At 37.5% G+C, this 16,947-nt stretch carries 16 protein-coding genes; 14 read left to right on the top strand and 2 right to left on the bottom strand.

Translation table 11 applies throughout. The annotated features are described in order from the left end of the window. Positions 1 to 24: 24 nt before the first annotated feature. A complete protein-coding gene (locus tag RTW14_RS03310) occupies positions 25 to 1,473 on the bottom strand; it encodes a DEAD/DEAH box helicase (RefSeq protein WP_312648267.1) in 1,449 nt (482 codons plus the stop codon). A gap of 240 nt (positions 1,474 to 1,713) precedes the next feature. Between RTW14_RS03310 and RTW14_RS03315 the strand changes: the two genes are divergently transcribed. The 11 genes from RTW14_RS03315 to ndk all read left to right on the top strand — a co-directional run bounded on the left by RTW14_RS03315 (position 1,714) and on the right by ndk (position 11,780). Beyond that, positions 1,714 to 2,847, top strand: coding sequence for an aldo/keto reductase (locus RTW14_RS03315; RefSeq protein ID WP_312648268.1), 1,134 nt, complete (start codon positions 1,714 to 1,716; stop codon positions 2,845 to 2,847). 27 nt (positions 2,848 to 2,874) lie between these two features. Continuing rightward, positions 2,875 to 3,249: a MerR family transcriptional regulator gene (locus RTW14_RS03320; protein WP_312648269.1), complete on the top strand. Its 375-nt coding sequence runs from the start codon at positions 2,875 to 2,877 to the stop codon at positions 3,247 to 3,249. Positions 3,250 to 3,362: 113 nt separating this feature from the next. Then, positions 3,363 to 4,118 carry a nickel pincer cofactor biosynthesis protein LarB gene (gene larB, locus RTW14_RS03325; RefSeq protein ID WP_312648270.1) on the top strand — a complete coding sequence of 252 codons (756 nt, stop codon included), beginning with the start codon at positions 3,363 to 3,365 and terminating at the stop codon, positions 4,116 to 4,118. A gap of 15 nt (positions 4,119 to 4,133) precedes the next feature. Continuing rightward, positions 4,134 to 4,955, top strand: a complete 822-nt coding sequence (larE, locus tag RTW14_RS03330; protein ID WP_312648272.1) for an ATP-dependent sacrificial sulfur transferase LarE — start codon at positions 4,134 to 4,136, stop codon at positions 4,953 to 4,955. 19 nt (positions 4,956 to 4,974) lie between these two features. Next, complete coding sequence (locus tag RTW14_RS03335; RefSeq protein ID WP_312648273.1) at positions 4,975 to 5,982, top strand: energy-coupling factor ABC transporter permease; 1,008 nt, start codon at positions 4,975 to 4,977, stop codon at positions 5,980 to 5,982. Beyond that, on the top strand, positions 5,982 to 6,782 hold the full coding sequence (gene cbiQ / locus RTW14_RS03340; RefSeq protein ID WP_312648274.1) for a cobalt ECF transporter T component CbiQ: 801 nt from the start codon (positions 5,982 to 5,984) through the stop codon (positions 6,780 to 6,782). Before RTW14_RS03335 ends, cbiQ begins: the two co-directional genes overlap by 1 nt. Positions 6,783 to 6,797: 15 nt before the next feature. Next, positions 6,798 to 7,538, top strand: coding sequence for an energy-coupling factor ABC transporter ATP-binding protein (locus RTW14_RS03345; RefSeq protein ID WP_312648275.1), 741 nt, complete (start codon positions 6,798 to 6,800; stop codon positions 7,536 to 7,538). A 63-nt stretch (positions 7,539 to 7,601) separates the two neighbouring features. Next, entirely contained in the window at positions 7,602 to 8,018 is a 417-nt protein-coding gene (locus RTW14_RS03350; RefSeq protein WP_312648276.1) for an RrF2 family transcriptional regulator, read from the top strand. A gap of 106 nt (positions 8,019 to 8,124) precedes the next feature. Then, positions 8,125 to 10,044, top strand: a complete 1,920-nt coding sequence (locus RTW14_RS03355) for an acyl-CoA dehydrogenase family protein (protein WP_312648277.1) — start codon at positions 8,125 to 8,127, stop codon at positions 10,042 to 10,044. 18 nt (positions 10,045 to 10,062) lie between these two features. Then, positions 10,063 to 11,268, top strand: a complete 1,206-nt coding sequence (locus RTW14_RS03360) for an FprA family A-type flavoprotein (RefSeq protein ID WP_312648278.1) — start codon at positions 10,063 to 10,065, stop codon at positions 11,266 to 11,268. Positions 11,269 to 11,381: 113 nt separating this feature from the next. Next, a complete protein-coding gene (gene ndk / locus RTW14_RS03365; RefSeq protein WP_312648279.1) occupies positions 11,382 to 11,780 on the top strand; it encodes a nucleoside-diphosphate kinase in 399 nt (132 codons plus the stop codon). Positions 11,781 to 11,824: 44 nt separating this feature from the next. Here ndk and RTW14_RS03370 read toward each other — a convergent pair whose 3' ends face one another. Beyond that, on the bottom strand, positions 11,825 to 12,697 hold the full coding sequence (locus RTW14_RS03370) for a LysR family transcriptional regulator (protein WP_312648280.1): 873 nt from the start codon (positions 12,695 to 12,697) through the stop codon (positions 11,825 to 11,827). A 133-nt stretch (positions 12,698 to 12,830) separates the two neighbouring features. On the opposite strand from RTW14_RS03370, the gene RTW14_RS03375 reads away from it, so the two are divergent. The 3 genes from RTW14_RS03375 to RTW14_RS03385 all read left to right on the top strand — a co-directional run bounded on the left by RTW14_RS03375 (position 12,831) and on the right by RTW14_RS03385 (position 16,917). Further along, on the top strand, positions 12,831 to 14,087 hold the full coding sequence (locus RTW14_RS03375) for an APC family permease (protein ID WP_312648281.1): 1,257 nt from the start codon (positions 12,831 to 12,833) through the stop codon (positions 14,085 to 14,087). Between the two features lie 32 nt (positions 14,088 to 14,119). Beyond that, entirely contained in the window at positions 14,120 to 15,904 is a 1,785-nt protein-coding gene (locus RTW14_RS03380; RefSeq protein WP_312648282.1) for a DUF4153 domain-containing protein, read from the top strand. Between the two features lie 101 nt (positions 15,905 to 16,005). Next, positions 16,006 to 16,917 (top strand): AraC family transcriptional regulator, encoded by a 912-nt coding sequence (locus tag RTW14_RS03385; RefSeq protein ID WP_312648283.1) that lies wholly within the window; start codon positions 16,006 to 16,008, stop codon positions 16,915 to 16,917. Positions 16,918 to 16,947 lie beyond the last annotated feature (30 nt).

The following is a 16,947-nucleotide window of genomic DNA, read 5'->3' on the forward strand; positions in this document are numbered from 1 at the left end:
ATTAGGACATCTTATAAAGTTCAATTATCCTCTTTTAACTCGGTACAGTTTACCCTTGATTTTTTTTGTCTTAAGGGCCTTAATAACTATATCTTCTTTTCCATCAAATATTTCAACATTAGTTACAGATTCTCTTATGTCAACTTTTCCGATATTCTCATTGCAAATACCATTTACATGCCTGATGGCAGCAAGAAAATCACTTGTTTTCAATGAACTGTTACTTCTGCCAGCATTGAACTGTACTAAAGCTTTTTGTCCTCGATTACCTGCTTTATACCTCTCCCTGCCTTTTTTTTGTGTAGAATCTACCTTTGGCCTTCTATCTACATGCCCCCCCTTACATGGGATTTTGTAGCCAAGAAATGTTTCAAGGTCATGAAATCGAGCCATTTCGCTTGGAATAACCATGGTGATAGCAATACCATGCTGATCCACTCGACCAGTTCTGCCAATTCTATGAACGTACTGTTCATGTTCAAATGGGACTCCATAGTTTATTACATGCGTGATACCTTGGACATGTAAACCTCTTGCTGCCACATCAGTAGCAATAAGCATCTTGTATTCTCCCCGCTTGAAAGCAGTTAATTTTTCTGTACGCATTTGCTGATCCATACCACCATGTACTGCGCAAGTAAAGTTACCCCACTTTCTGAAAATTTCAAACAGATTGGTAACCTGTTCCTGCGTATTACAAAACATAATGGCTTTTCTTGGATGTTCTCTTTCTATAACTTTCTTTATAAAGTCCACTTTTTTTAGGCCGTCTACAGCATAATAAATTTGTTCAATCTTTTCGAGATTAGAGACTTGTGGCTCAATTTCTATATTTTCAGGATTTCTCAGATATTCTTGGCTCAGAAAATGAACTTCATCAGGTATTGTTGCAGAAAAAAGCAGAGTCACTCTATCTTTAGGAATTTTTTTAATAATAGCTTCTAGTTGTTCCTTAAATCCCATAATTAACATTTCATCCGCTTCATCAATTACTAGGTATTTGATATCATGGAGCTTTACATTTTTATTCAAAATATGGTCCATCATTCTACCAGGTGTGGCTACAATCACATGTGGTGTGTTTTGCTTTAATTCTTTTCGTTGCTGCTCCATGGGCTGCTTACCATATAAAGCACAGCACTTTAAGCCTTTGTATTTTCCAATATCGTAAATATCTTGTTTTACCTGTTCAGTCAATTCTCGTGTGGGGGACAGAACTAAAACCTGAGGACTTTCTAATTCTACATCGATTTTTTGACAAAGAGAGATGGCAAAGGCCGCTGTTTTACCACTGCCCGTTTGTGATTTTACAATTAAATCCTTGCCTTCGAGAATCATAGGGATTACTTTAGCCTGGACTTCTAAAGGCTGCTTGAATCCTAATTCGCTTAAGGCTCTTTTGATAGAACTATCAAGTGGATAATCCTTAAACTTTTCAATATTTGTTTCCTGTAATTCTTTTATTTCATTCATATTTTTTCCTTTTCTTAACTCAATCCAATTAGTTCTTCTATAATCTATTATTTATATTTATTTTACAATTTAATCACTTGATTACAATATTATAAATTTCTATTATAACATGAATAAATTCAAGGGACAACCCAAGTGATTTTATATAAATTGAATAAATATTTATAACTATAAAAAGTTCTTGACATGGAGTTCACTCCAAGTGATATTCTCAATAGTATAGAAAAGGAGAAAAATCATATGGAACAGAAAAAATTAGGATTTGGATTCATGAGATTACCTATAAATAACCCAGAGGATCCAACAGACATTGATATGGAACAGGTAAACGAAATGGTAGATACTTTTTTGGAAAGAGGATTTACATATTTTGATACGGCATATATGTACCACAATTTTAAAAGTGAAGTTGCTTTAAGGGAGGCACTGGTGAAGCGTCATGACAGGAACAGCTTTACTGTAGCCACGAAAATGCCTACTATGTTTTTAGAAAAAAAGGAAGATCAGGAAAGAATCTTTAATGAACAGTTAGAAAAATGCGGAGTAGAGTATTTTGACTATTATCTTCTTCATAATCTAGGTGTCTCCCATTATGAAATAGCAAAGAATATGGATAGCTACGCCTTTATCCAGAAAAAGAAAGCAGAAGGTAAAGTTAAAAATATTGGCTTTTCTTTTCACGACACTGCGGATTTGCTTGATGAAATTCTTAAGGCTTATCCAGAAGTGGATTTTGTACAACTGCAGATAAACTATATGGACTGGAATAATGAAAGTATTCAGTCAGCAAAATGTTATGAAGTTGCTAAAAAGCATGGAAAACCAGTAATAGTAATGGAGCCTGCGAAAGGTGGTACACTTGCAGCTGTTCCTGCTAAAGCTGAGAAGATTCTGAAACAATATCATCCTGATATGTCTATAGCTTCCTGGGCAGTCCGTTTTGCAGCAAGTCTTGAAAATGTTGTAATGGTTTTAAGCGGCATGTCGAATATGGAACAATTGCTAGATAATACAGGATATATGCAAAATTTTAAACCATTTATTAAAGAAGAATATGATATAATAGAGAAGGTAGTAGATGTTATTAATGAAGCCATTGCAATTCCTTGTACTGCCTGTCAGTATTGCGTCGAGGGCTGTCCGAAGAATATAGCTATCCCTAATTATTTTGCACTATATAATGCGGAGAAGCAGTCTCAGAGCCAAGGGTTTTCAATCCAAGGGGTATATTACGGAAATTATATTAAAAACTATGGGAAAGCCTCGGATTGTATTGGATGCAGAAAGTGTGAGAATAGCTGTCCGCAGCATATTGAAATAATAAAAGGCTTAAGGGACGTAGCGGCACAATTTGAAGCTGGTACTAACCAATAACAAAGGTTAAGTTTTGGGGGAGCAGGTATGACAATTGCAGAAGTAAGTAAAAAATATGACATTTCTCAGGATACATTACGGTATTATGAACGTATAGGGTTGATTCCAGTAGTAAACAGAACTGCCAATGGCAATCGGGATTACACGGAAGAATCCTGTAAATGGATTGAGCTGGCAAAATGTATGCGTTCTGCAGGAGTTCCGATAGAAGCTCTGATTGAATATTGTGCGTTGACCCAGCAGGGAGATTCTACGATTAAAGCCAGAAAAGAACTTTTGTTAGAAGAACGCAGAAAGCTTTCAGAAAAAATGGAAGACATGCAGCAAACCCTGGATCGACTGAATTATAAAATAGGTAGATATGAAAAGGCAGAGGTAACAGGAATTTTGTCTTGGGAATAGAATCAGCATTATGAAATTAGTTGAAGATCTCCGTACCCTAAAACAGAGTATGGAGATTTTTTTGAAAAATAAATGTAAAAATTCCGAATTACAAAAACATAGCGGAGGGTATAATGGAGACACATGATATATTGTTAAAGCTAAAGAATGGTGAGATATCTGTGGAGGAGGCAGAACGATATATTCGAAAACTGCCATATGAAGAGATGGGGTTTGCTAAACTAGATACTCATAGAAAATTGCGGTCTGGTTTTGCAGAAGTAATTTTCTGCAGTGGGAAAGCAGATGAACACCTACTTAAAATATTTGGAAAATTGTATGAAGAAGAGGGCGAGGTATTTGGAACCAGAGCATCGAGACTACAATATGAGCTGATTAAGAAAAAATATCCAGAAACTCAATATGATGAAATTTCGCAAATTATAAAAATAGAAAAGCTAGATAAGAAAAGGCAGGGCAAAATTGCAGTTTGCACGGCTGGAACTGCGGATATTCCAGTGGCGGAAGAAGCAGCACAGACGGCAGAATACTTTGGCTCTTATGTAGAACGGATTTATGATGTTGGGGTAAGTGGCATCCATAGAGTTTTATCCCAACTAGATGTGATTCAAAGTGCCAATTGCGTCATAGCTGTTGCAGGAATGGAAGGGGCTTTGGCAAGTGTAGTCGGTGGTCTGGTGGATAAGCCTGTGATTGGAGTGCCAACTTCAGTAGGATATGGTGCCAGTATGCATGGGTTATCAGCGTTGCTAACCATGATTAATTCTTGTGCCAATGGCATAGCAGTAGTAAACATTGATAATGGTTACGGAGCTGGATATATGGCAACACAAATTAACAGACTGGCAGAAAAAGCTCAAAGTGTTTAGAAAAGGTAGAGTACAATGAATAGCAGTCAAGAAAAGTATATGAAGTTAAATGTGATGATGGATGAATATGCAGACAGAGATGTAATGGTTGCATTTTCTGGGGGAGTGGACAGTAGTCTGCTTCTAAAGATGGCTTGTGATAGTGCTAATAAAAAAGGCAATAAGGTCTATGCGGTTACATTGCATACCATGCTTCATCCCCTAAAAGAATTGGAAAATGCACAGAAGGTTGCAAAGGAAGTTGGTGCAATTCATTATATTATTCAGGTAAATGAATTACAAAATGCAGGCATTTTGCAAAATCCGCCGGATAGATGTTACCGGTGTAAAAAATACTTATTTGAGGAAGTGCGAAAGAAAGCATATGAATTACATGTTGATACCATTATGGATGGGACCAATGAAGATGATTTGCATGTATACCGGCCGGGCATTAGAGCAATTCAGGAGCTTGGAATTGTAAGTCCATTGGCAAAGTCAGGCGTTACAAAAGGTGAAGTAAGGCAATTTGCCGCAGAATATGGAATATCTGCATCAGACCGGCCGTCTGCACCGTGTCTTGCCACCAGGTTTCCATATGGGACAGTTCTTTCCCATGAAAAAATGAATATGGTGGAAAAAGGTGAATTATTTATTAAATCACTTGGAATATATAATATCCGCCTGAGGGTTCACAGTGACATAGTTCGTATTGAAGTAGATGCACAGGATATGAACAAAATACTAACCCATAGGGAAGAAATTATTACCTACTTAAAAACCTTGGGATATGTATACATAACCATTGACTTAGAAGGATTTAGATCAGGGAGCATGGATATTAACCTGAATTTGTAAGTGAAAGGAGAATTTTACGATGCATATGGCTGATGCGCTTGTGGCGCCAGCAGTAGCAGGAACTATGTATGCCTGCTCTGCAATAACAATGGGGTATTCAATTAAGAAGATCCGGCTTGAAAATGAACCAAAGAAAATACCAGTAATGGGAGTGATGGGGGCATTTGTTTTTGCCGCTCAAATGATAAACTTTACCATTCCTGGAACGGGATCTTCAGGACATTTATGTGGAGGCATGTTATTATCCGCAATTTTAGGTCCATACGCTGGTTTTTTAACCATGATAGGTGTTCTGCTAATTCAATGCCTTCTGTTTGCAGATGGGGGAATCCTTGCACTTGGATGTAATATATGGAATATGGCATTCTATGGGTGTTTTATCGGGGCAATGGTAATCTGGACGCTTATCATGAAAAATGGTATGTCAAAACGAAAAATTACTATAGCTTCCATACTGGGAAGTATGATTACACTACAGTTGGGAGCCTTTTCGGTTACTTTAGAAACCTTAGCTTCTGGGGTGACTGAATTACCCTTTGGGGTGTTTGTTGCAACTATGCAGCCAATTCATCTGGCTATTGGATTGGTAGAAGGCTTGATTACTGCATCAGTACTTTGCTTCATATATGAAGCAAGACCGGAACTTTTGTGGAGTGATTCAGGAAGAACTGGTGTAAGTCCTGAGAAACAAGGAAAGCTTTCCTATAAGAGTACTTTTACAGTGCTGGCAGTAGTGACCATTGTGATTGCAGGATTACTGTCTCTGGCTGCATCTGCTAATCCAGATGGACTGGAATGGTCTATACAAAGAATTACTGGTATTCCTGAAGTTGCTGCATCGGGAACTGTGTATGATGCCGCTGAAAAAATTCAAAGTTTGACGGCAGTCTTACCAGACTATGCATTCAAAGGTTCAGATTCTAAAGCGGGCACTTCCCTCGCAGGGATTATAGGTGGAATGGTAGTGTTAGGAGTTTGTGTAGCCAGTTGCTTTATGTTCCGTTTATTTAGAAGGAAAACGGAGTAATGAGCAAAATAAATGAAGCGGTACATGGTATTCATCATATGGATGCCATGTCAGCAAAAGATAAATGGATTAATGGGATTCATCCACTGGTCAAACTGATTGTCACCATCAGTTATATACTAGCTGTAGTGTCTTTTGACAAGTATGATGTGGTAGGTTTAGCAGGAATGAGCATCTATCTGCTGTCAATAATTATATTGGGAGATATATCCATTATACATAGCATGAAACAGATAAAAGTGGTGCTGATTCTAGCCTGTATAGTTGGAATAGCCAACCCCTTTATTGACAGGATGCAGATGGGGCATATTGGGGGAATCGTTATTACTGGTGGTATGCTGTCCATGATTTCATTAATGATGAAAGGAATATTTGCAGTAGTTGCTTCTTATATTCTGATTGTAACAACTTCAATAGAAAAAATCTGCTATGCCCTTAGATTAATTCATGTTCCAAGGGAGTTAGTTACACTTATTCTGTTAATCTATCGTTATGTTATTGTGCTTTTGAAGGAAGTTCAACGAATCTCTGACGCGTATCAATTGCGCGCACCAAAACAAAAAGGCATACATATTAAAGCATGGGGATCTTTAGCAGGGCAGTTGCTTTTGAGAAGCATGGACAGAGCCCAGGTCGTTTATGAAAGTATGACACTTCGTGGATATGATGGTGAATTTTCACCTGGACAGGAGAAAGAATCAATAATAAAAAGCCTCTGCTATTTTATCTTATGCATGGGGATGATTCTGCTTTTTAGGGCAGTCCCCCTTTTTTATATTGTAGGAAATATCTTGGTATAGTTTGGAGGAAAATAGATGCAGAACATTGAAGTAAATCACCTAACCTTTTCCTACGGCAGAGGGAAAGAAGTCCTTTCAGATATTAGTTTTACTGCATCCGGCAAGGAATCAGTGGGGATTATCGGAGCAAATGGAGTGGGCAAATCTACCTTACTAAAGTTGCTGGTGGGATTACTAGTAGAATATACAGGAAAAATTGTAGTTAATGGATTAGAAGTCAAAAAAGAAAATCTTCCACAAATAAGAGAAAAGACTGGTTATGTTTTTCAGGATGCGGACAGTCAGCTGTTCATGTCTACAGTGTATGAAGACGTGGCCTTTGGCCCGCGGAATTATGGGTACTCAGAAACAGAAGTTCAAAGGAGGGTAACAACAGCCTTAAGGATGGTTCATATTGAAGAAATGAAAGACAGGCAGATTTACCGTTTATCTGGTGGACAAAAAAAGCTTGCGTCTATTGCCACTATTCTTTCTATGGAGCCGGATCTAATTTTGCTGGATGAACCTTCCATTGCACTGGATCCAAAAAACAGAAGAAATTTAATTGAGATCTTAAATTCCATTAACAGTTTAAAAATGATTGCTTCTCATGATTTAGATATGATTCTGGATACCTGCGAAAGAACAATTTTGATAGCTAATGGGAAAATAGTTAAGGATGGGAAGACAGAAGAAATTCTAACAGACAAAGCATTACTTGAAACAAAGGGGCTTGAACTGCCATTGTGTTTATCGGAAAGAAAAGTTAGAAAATAATGTTGACTTTTTTTGTCAAGATTGATATATTAGGTATATAATAAAGAAAAGGAGGTAGTGGATTTGCTGATTACGCGAGAAACAGATTATGCATTAAGGATGCTTCGGACGTTGTCACAGGGGCAGAGCTTTACAGCGGGTGACTTGGTTGAGAAAGAGTCGCTGCCTCAGAGTTTTGCGTATAAAATACTGAAAAAGTTAGAGAAGGCTGGAATTATTCAAATTACACGTGGCTCAAATGGAGGATGTATTTTGAAAGCTGATTTAAACACCATCAGTCTTTACCAATTAATTGAAGCGGTGGAATTTAACTCTTATTTAACTGCATGTATGAAACCAGAATACAACTGTGAATGGCGGGAAAAGAACAGAACAGCATGTAATGTTCATAACCAATTAGATATAGTGCAGAAAAATATTGATAAAGAACTTGAATCCCATAGCCTACATTGGGTTCTCTTTGGAGATAAAGATGAATAATCTATAAAAGATTTAATTTGTATATATTTTTTTACAATTTAAAGTGGATAAATTTTATCAAGTATTTCTAATATAAATAAACATAAATAGAAAGGGAGGAATGAATATGCTATTTAAAACAAATCAGGACCATGAGGCTCTTCGTCAGACAATCCGCAAATTTGCGGAAACTGAAGTAAAACCTTTGGCATTCATGCTAGACAAAAACAATGAATTTCCTACTGAGGCTGTAACCAAACTGGGTGAAATGGGACTCATGGGGATACCTTATCCTAAAGAATACGGTGGAGCGGGTCTTGATGCTTTAAGCTATGCTATTGCCGTGGAGGAGCTGGCGCGAGTTGATGGCGGTATGGGTGTTATTCTTTCTGCTCATGTATCATTGGGCTCATGGCCTATTTCTGCATTTGGAAATGAGGAGCAGAAAAAGAAATATCTAGTACCTTTAGCAAAGGGTGAAAAGGTTGGGGCCTTTGGCCTTACAGAACAAAATGCTGGTTCTGACGCAGGTGGAACAGAGACTACAGCTGTGTTAAAAGGGGATTATTACTTGTTAAATGGCGGTAAGATTTTTATTACCAATGCGCCAATCGCCGAAACCTATGTTGTTTTTGCTGTAACCACCCCGGATATTGGAACCAGAGGAATTTCTGCATTTATTGTGGAAAAAGGATGGGAAGGGTTTGAGTTTGGTGACCATTACGATAAGATGGGTATCCGTTCTTCCTCTACTGCTGAGCTGATTTTCAATGATGTAAAGGTTCCCAAAGAAAATCTGCTAGGAAAAGAAGGTGATGGCTTCAAGATTGCAATGGCAACTTTAGACGGCGGTCGTATAGGTATAGCGGCACAGGCTTTAGGAATTGCACAGGGAGCTTTTGAAAATGCACTGGAATACTCAAAGGAGCGTGTCCAGTTTGGAAAGCAAATCTGTCAGCAACAAATTATTGCCTTTAAGCTGGCGGATATGGCCACAAAGTTACGTTGTGCCCGCTTCTTAATTTATAGTGCTGCAGAATTGAAAGAAAATCACGAATCTTATGGGATGGAGTCTGCAATGGCAAAACAGTATGCTTCTGATATAGCTCTGGAAGTTACAAATGATGCCCTGCAAATCTTTGGTGGAAGTGGTTATTTAAAGGGTATGGATGTAGAACGTGCATACCGTGATGCAAAGATCACCACTATCTATGAAGGAACAAATGAAATACAAAGAGTTGTTATAGCTTCCCACCTGATTGGAAAGCTGCCGAAAGAAGAATCTTCAGGCAGTGGCGGAAAAATCATGAAGAAAGCTGCCCCAATTACTGGTTTGCGTAAAAAGATGATTTTAAAAGAAGGCAGCACAAAAGAAAAAGTGGAAGCACTAGTTGCAGCCTTGAAAAAAGATGGTTTTGATTTTACTGTAGGCAGTCCATTGGATACCCCTATACCACAAGCAGAGAGAGTGGTATCTGCTGGTAAAGGTATTGGGGATAAGAAGAACATGAAACTAATTGAGGCCCTTGCGGTTCAGGCAGGAGCGGCTATTGGATCTTCACGTCCAGTAGCAGAAACATTAAAATATGTACCACTTAACCGATATGTGGGTATGTCAGGACAGAAGTTTACAGGAAATCTGTATATTGCCTGTGGGATTTCTGGTGCAACACAACATTTGAAGGGGATTAAAGATGCTTCTATTATTGTAGCTATTAACAAGAATGCCAATGCCCCAATTTTTAAGAATTGTGATTATGGAATTGTAGGGGATTTGATGGAAATTCTTCCGTTGCTGACAGCTGCTTTGGATAACGGCCAAAGCAAAAAACCAGCTCCGCCTATGATAAAGATGAAGAGACCGTTACCGCCTAAGCATACACCGATTGGAAAGACCTATGTCTGCGGAGGCTGCGGTTACGAATACAATCCTGAAATGGGTGACCCGGATGGAGATATTGCTCCAGGAACATTATTTGAAAAAATTCCTGAAGACTGGGTCTGCCCAGAATGTGCTGAAGCCAAAGATATGTTTATAGAGGCTTAATTGAAAGGAGGTCACAATATGTATTGTGTAAGAAATGTAACGGAAGATTTATACTGGGTAGGAGCTAATGACCACAGGCTTCATCTATTTGAAAATATTCATCCTATTCCAAGAGGGGTATCCTATAATGCATATCTTTTACTAGATGAAAAGAGTGTGCTTTTTGATACAGTAGACTGGTCTGCATGCAGACAGCTTTTGGAAAACATAGATTTTCTTTTGAAAGGAAATCCGCTGGATTACCTGGTAATTAATCACATGGAACCCGATCATGGGGCTTCAATTGAAGAAATTTTACTGCGTTACCCAAATGTGAAAGTAATCAGCACGGAAAAGGCTTTCATGCTAATGCGCCAGTTTGGATTTGATATAGATAGTCATGAACTCATTGAAGTTCACGAGGGAGACACTCAAAGCTTTGGAAAGCATACGGTTACTTTCGTATATGCACCAATGGTGCATTGGCCAGAAGCTATGGTTACTTTTGATGTAACCAATGGAGTTCTTTTTGCAGCTGACGCTTTCGGTTCATTCGGAGCATTGGATGGAAAGCTGTTCAATGACGAAGTGAACTTTGACAGAGACTGGATAGATGATGCACGACGTTATTTTACCAATATTGTAGGGAAATATGGTCCTCATGTGCAGGCACTGTTAAAGAAGGCAGGTACAATTGACATTAAGCTTATTTGCCCGCTGCACGGACCTGTATGGCGTTCTGATTTGGGATATTTTATTGATAAATATGATCACTGGAGCCGTTACGAGCCAGAAGAAAAGGGTGTCATGATTGCTTATGCATCTATGTACGGAAACACGGAAGCTGCGGCCCAGGCTTTAGCAAGTAAGCTTTGTGAAAAAGGTATGACAAATGTGGTTATGTATGATGTTTCAAATACCCATGTTTCCCAGCTTATATCCGAGACTTTCCGACTAAGCCATATTGTATTGGCATCTGTCACTTATAATCTGGGAATATATCCAGTTATGCACAATTATTTGATGGATATGAAAGCATTGAATTTACAGAACCGTAAGATTGCCATTATCGAAAATGGGTCTTGGGCATGCAAGTCAGGAGATTTAATGCAGAAGTTTATTGATGAAGAGCTAAAGAATATGACTGTACTAAATGAAAGGCTTTCCTTGGCTTCTGCATTAAATTCAGATAAGGTGACTGAGTTGGAAGCTTTGGCAGACAGCATTATTGAATCAATGAAATAAGAAATAAATGGACATCACATATGCAATAGTTGTATAATCAATTATAAAATTTTTAACTTGTGAAAATGGACAAAAATATTGGGAACTAATACTCTAAAAATGGGAGGAAAACCATGGAAAGAACTTATGTGATGTTAAAGCCAGATGCCATTAAACGAAAACTGGCAGGACAGATTATTGCCAGGATAGAAGCTAAGGGCTACAAAATCATTGATTTGAAGGTCATAAATTTAAAGGAGAAAATACTAAGGGAACATTATGCTCATGTTGCGAATGAATCGTTTTATCCTAAAATGGAAGACTATATGATGTCAGGACCTGTATGGGCAATGATTGTTGAAGGAGAAAATGTAGTTCAGGGAATACGCATATTAATGGGGGCAACAAAATTCGAAAATGCCCTTCCTGGAACAATCAGGGGAGACTTTGCCAGTTCTACTACAGAAAATTTAATCCATGGTTCTGATTCTCCGGAAAACGCGGAAATTGAAATAAAACGTTTCTTTGGATAGTTCTTATAGAAAACAGCTCTTACATGAGCTGTTTTTTTGATAGACTACCAGGCTGCAGCATGCTGGATACTCAGGTCTATAAAAGCTTTTAAAGCAGGATTCAGCCATTTGTTTTTATGGTAGACAAGCTGTGTATAAAAAGTTATAGATGAAGTGTGTTTTTTTATTCTTAGCCGCTTTTCTTCTGCATCCTCTGCAACAGCATATAAGGGCAGATAGGAAATCCCCATTCCATAGTAGATATATTTCTTTATAGCTTCAACACTCCCTGTTTCTAAGATATTTGTAGGATAGAAATTATGACTTTTCAAATAGTTACTGAAAATCTGACGGTAGTCACAGTCTTTTTCTGTAAATAAGATCATTTGCGAATCACCGGGTAAAAAATCTTCTCCCTTATAATCATATGGGGCAACTAGACACATTTCTTCTTTTTTCAACAGTATAGTTTTCAGTTGGGAATAGGTGTATTCAGGCTGTAATAAAAAGCTAATATCTAAATCGTGTGAAGTAAGCTTATTTCGCAAGTGTGAGCATTGGTCGTTAATAATAACCACTTCCACATCTGGGTAAGTAAGTTTATATTGTTTAAGGATATTGTGAAGTCTGTACAACATTAAAGATTCAGGGACTCCGATTCTGAGAACCCCTTGGGGCTGACATTCAGACAAGGAATAACTCTCTAAATTATCATAAGCATTTAAAAGAATATCAATCTGCTCGGATAACATATGCCCAAACTGAGTCAATTCAATCCTCTTTCCAATTCGATTAAAAATAGGTCTTTTGTAATACTCTTCAAGGGACTGTATATGAAAGGTAATGGTTGATTGGGCATAGCCCAGTGAATTGGCGGCTTTGGTAAAGCTTCCTAACTCGATGATTTTTTTTAAAGTTCTAAAATTCTTTATATCCATATATGGCTGTCTCCTTTTTAAATACTTTAAAATCATTATAGCATACTTCAAAAAAATCGATATATATAATTCAATCTTTCAATTATACAAATGGGTAATAAACTTCTATAATATGTATAAAAGGAGAAAAAATATGCAGAAAAAATTAAACACATTAACATTAAGCGGACTAATGATTGGTCCAATCTTAGGATCTGGAATCGTATTATTACCGCCATTAGCTATAAAAACGCTAGGAAATCAAGCTATTTTTGCATGGCTTATTATCATGGCTTTGGGAGTCATTTTTGCCTATATATTTGCAAAAATGAGTTTAAAAATATCTAGCAATGAGGGAATGAGTATAGTAATAGGGCAGGAGCTAGGACAATTTTTCAGAGAATTATCTGCTAATTATCTTACTACAGCAGTTTGTTTCGGTCCAGTTGCAGTTGCGCTTACAGCTTCAGAGTTCCTAAGTCATATAGTAAATCTAAATTTAGACAAAACTATATTAGCGTTTATAGTTTTGCTATTATGTGTTACAGTCCTCTTAGGGGGCATAACAACTGTTGGAAAGCTTACATTGGTACTTTCATCTTTAACAGCGGTGCTTCTTGTTACAGGCAGTGTCTACAGCTTACTGACCCAGGTTAAAGTTATGTATCCTACGGGTTTACCTGAGCCAGATAAACTGGGATATACTTTGCTGCTATTATTTTGGGCTATCATAGGATGGGAAGTTATAGGCAATTATGTGGAAGAGGTTAACAAGCCAGAAAAAACGATTATGAGGTCCATGAAAGTCAGTGTGGTAGCTATAACCATCGTATATGTAGTAAGTGCATTTGCATTGCAGAACCGAATGCAGCTGCAGGAAATTCATGTTGCCAAGCTGAATATGAGTCTGATATTGATTCCCCTATTTGGAGATTTTGCATATATTCTGATGGGAATTATCGCTGCAGGATTATGTTTCTGTACGCTTCTTATGATTCTTGGTGCAGTAACGCGGCAGATAGCTGTTCGGGCCGAAAACGGTAAATTACCAGCTTTCTTTAAAATGAAGCTACAGGAAAAAGCACCGAAACATGCATTGTTTGTTCTAAGTGGGTGGCACTGTATTCTTCTTGTACTGATTTATTTTAAGGTCCTATCCATTGAAGGAATTGTAGGAATTGCCAATACCTTCTTCATAGGGAATGCATTGCTCGGACTGGCTGCAAGTATAAAATACATGAAAGAATATTGGGTGAAAGTTTTTATTTTTATTTTAATCATCGCACTGATTATTTTAATAGGATTTTCCTCGGCGTTTGCTTGGATTGCCTTAGCTTTGGTAACAGCGGGGACTATATACAAAAGCAGAAGGGATACAAATAAAAAGGATAAAAAGGGCAACAATACATAAATAAGAAAGCTTATAGTGAAAGGATGATACAAATGAAGTGGTTTACACGGATGCTAGACAAGCTGAAAGGGCTGACCAATGCTATTACCCGTTATCCCTTGACCGCAGTAATTCTTTTAGCTGCGGCTGTTATTGTTGCAATTTCAATTCATGAGGAAAAGAATTATTCAAAACTAATTATGACCTGTGCAGTAGGAGCTATGTTGAGTGCTACATTACAGGCAGCATATGAATGCTTTTTCAGTAAAGTATCTGCCAAGATTGCTTTATTGGGAGCTGGTATTCTTGTGACGTTAGGCTACTACTTTATGGTCAGGTCTGCTCCTGAGTTAAGCATAGAAATCAGTATTCGAACATGGGTTGCCCTTTTAGCCTTATGGGTTGCCTTTATATGGGTTCCTGTTATTCGAAGCAGGATAAGCTTTAATGAAAGCTTTATGGCAGTGTTCAAGACTTTATTTCATTCTGCATTTTACTCTATAATAATCTATGCTGGATGCAGCCTTATTATCCTGGCGGTGGATACACTTATTACTGATGTAAGCTATAAGCTTTATTCTTATATTGCCATTATTGTATTTGTGTTATTTACACCTTTATATTTCCTTTCACTTATTCCTGTATATCCAGGGAGGAGGGATAGAGATAGTCAGAATGACCAAAACTCCATACAGAACGAGCTGATTAATAAAGCTGCATTTTGTCCTAAGTTTCTGGAAATCCTGATATCCTATATCATTATTCCCCTTACGACAGTTTTTACAGTTATTCTCTTGCTTTACATTGTACTGAATGTCAGAGGAGAGTTCTGGACTAATAATCTTTTGGAGCCAATGCTGGTTTCTTATGCCATAACGGTCATTTTAATCTATATTCTGGCAAGCAGACTGGAAAATAAATTTGCAGCCCTGTTTCGCCGTATTTTTCCAAAGGTACTTGTGCCAATTGTACTGTTCCAAATTACATCTTCAATTCTTAACACGGGGAATACAGGGATTACCCACACCCGGTATTTTGTGATCCTGTTTGGTATTTTTGCTGCTTCTGCAGGAGTTGTAATGAGCCTGCTGCCTGTTAGAAAAAATGGAATTATAGCAGCAATGCTTATAGCCTTTTGCATTGTATCTATTATACCTCCTGTTGATGCGTTTACTGTCAGCCGCATCAATCAGGAAAAAATGCTTAAATCTGTCTTAGTACAAAATAAAATGTTAAAAAATAATGTCATAATACCAAACAGTGCCATTCCTGATCAGGATAAAAAGAAGATTATTTTATTTGTTGAGTATTTGAGCAGGATGAGCTATACAGATAAAATAGAGTGGTTTCCAGATGAGTTTACAATCTATGAGGATTTTTATAAAACATTTGGTTTCTATGAATATGATGTACCAGATAAGGACAACAGAACAGTCAATGTATTCCTTAATTCAATGACTCCAATTGATATTGCAGGGTATGAGGTCCTAACCCGCACTAATATTCACTCAGAAGAAAACATGGAATCTCAAATATGCAGCATCCAAAAATCTGGAACAGAATATATGCTTGAAAAAGAGAAAACGGGTGGAAAGTATGATATTATTCTGACAGATGGCAGCAATAATGAGTTTATACGCTTTAACACAGAGGATATTTTTTCAAGATACAAGAGCTATGCCAACGATAAAACGGAAATATCCCAAGATGAGGCGATTTTTTCTAGGGAAAATGACCAGGTAAAACTTACTATTGTCGTGCAGGAGGCAGGTATAAACTTTTCTTTTAATCAAGACTTTTATTACGCTGATTTTTACATCTTAGTCAGATTTAAATAAAAAACTGGATAGTTCCTATTTAAACTTAGTGTGTATTCGCAACCAAGGTCAAGAAATAAAATCCTATATGATATAAACTTTTGATATAAGGAGGTGAGAAAATGGATGAGGCTGAAAATATTATGGCCGTACAACGTATGCAGGAGTACATTGACCTGAATATTCTAAGGAAAATTACGTTGAAAGAATTAGCTGTTACAGCAGGATATTCGCCATGGCATGCTGCGAGACTGTTTAAAGAAGCTACTGGTAAGGCACCATTTGAATATATTCGTGCGCTAAGGCTTACTCAAGCAGCGTTAATACTACGTGATAATAATGAAAAAATCATAGATGTGGCTATGGACTTTGTGTTTGATTCTCATGAGGGATTTACTAGGGCATTTTCCAAAGAATTTGGAATACCGCCTATTAAATATAGCCAGCATACGCCGCCAATAAAACTGTTTATGCCTCAGAAAGTTTTCGATACCTATCGAGCACTTCATAAAGGAGGAGAAAAGATGAGTAATAATTGTAGCACTAAATCTATATTTGTACAGGTGATTGAACGTCCTGCACGAAAAGTTTTGTTAAAAAGGGGAAAACAGGCAGCGGATTATTTTGCATACTGTGAAGAGGTAGGCTGTGATGTATGGTCAGTACTTTCAAGTGTAAAAGAGGCCATGTATGAGCCAATTGGTATGTGGCTGCCGAAACATCTTATGACAGAAGGAACATCACAATATGTTCAAGGGGTAGAAGTTCCTCTTGACTATACTAATGATATTCCAGAGGGGTATGAGCTAATAGAGCTGCCCCCTTGTAAACTGATGATTTTTCAAGGGGAAACTTATAATGATGATGATTTTATGGATGAAATCAATGAAGTTTGGAATCATATTGCGAAATTTGATCCTAAAGTATATGGATATCAGTGGGCACCAGAAGAGGCGCCAAGATTTCAGCTTGCACCGATGGGGTATAGAGGCTATATTGAAGCACGGCCAGTTAAAGCAATTAATATGAAATAGGAAAAAATGAAGTCTTTAGTCAAATTAGGC

It is taken from the genome of Aminipila sp., from assembly GCF_032051575.1.
Classification (GTDB): Bacteria; Bacillota; Clostridia; order Peptostreptococcales; family Anaerovoracaceae; genus Aminipila.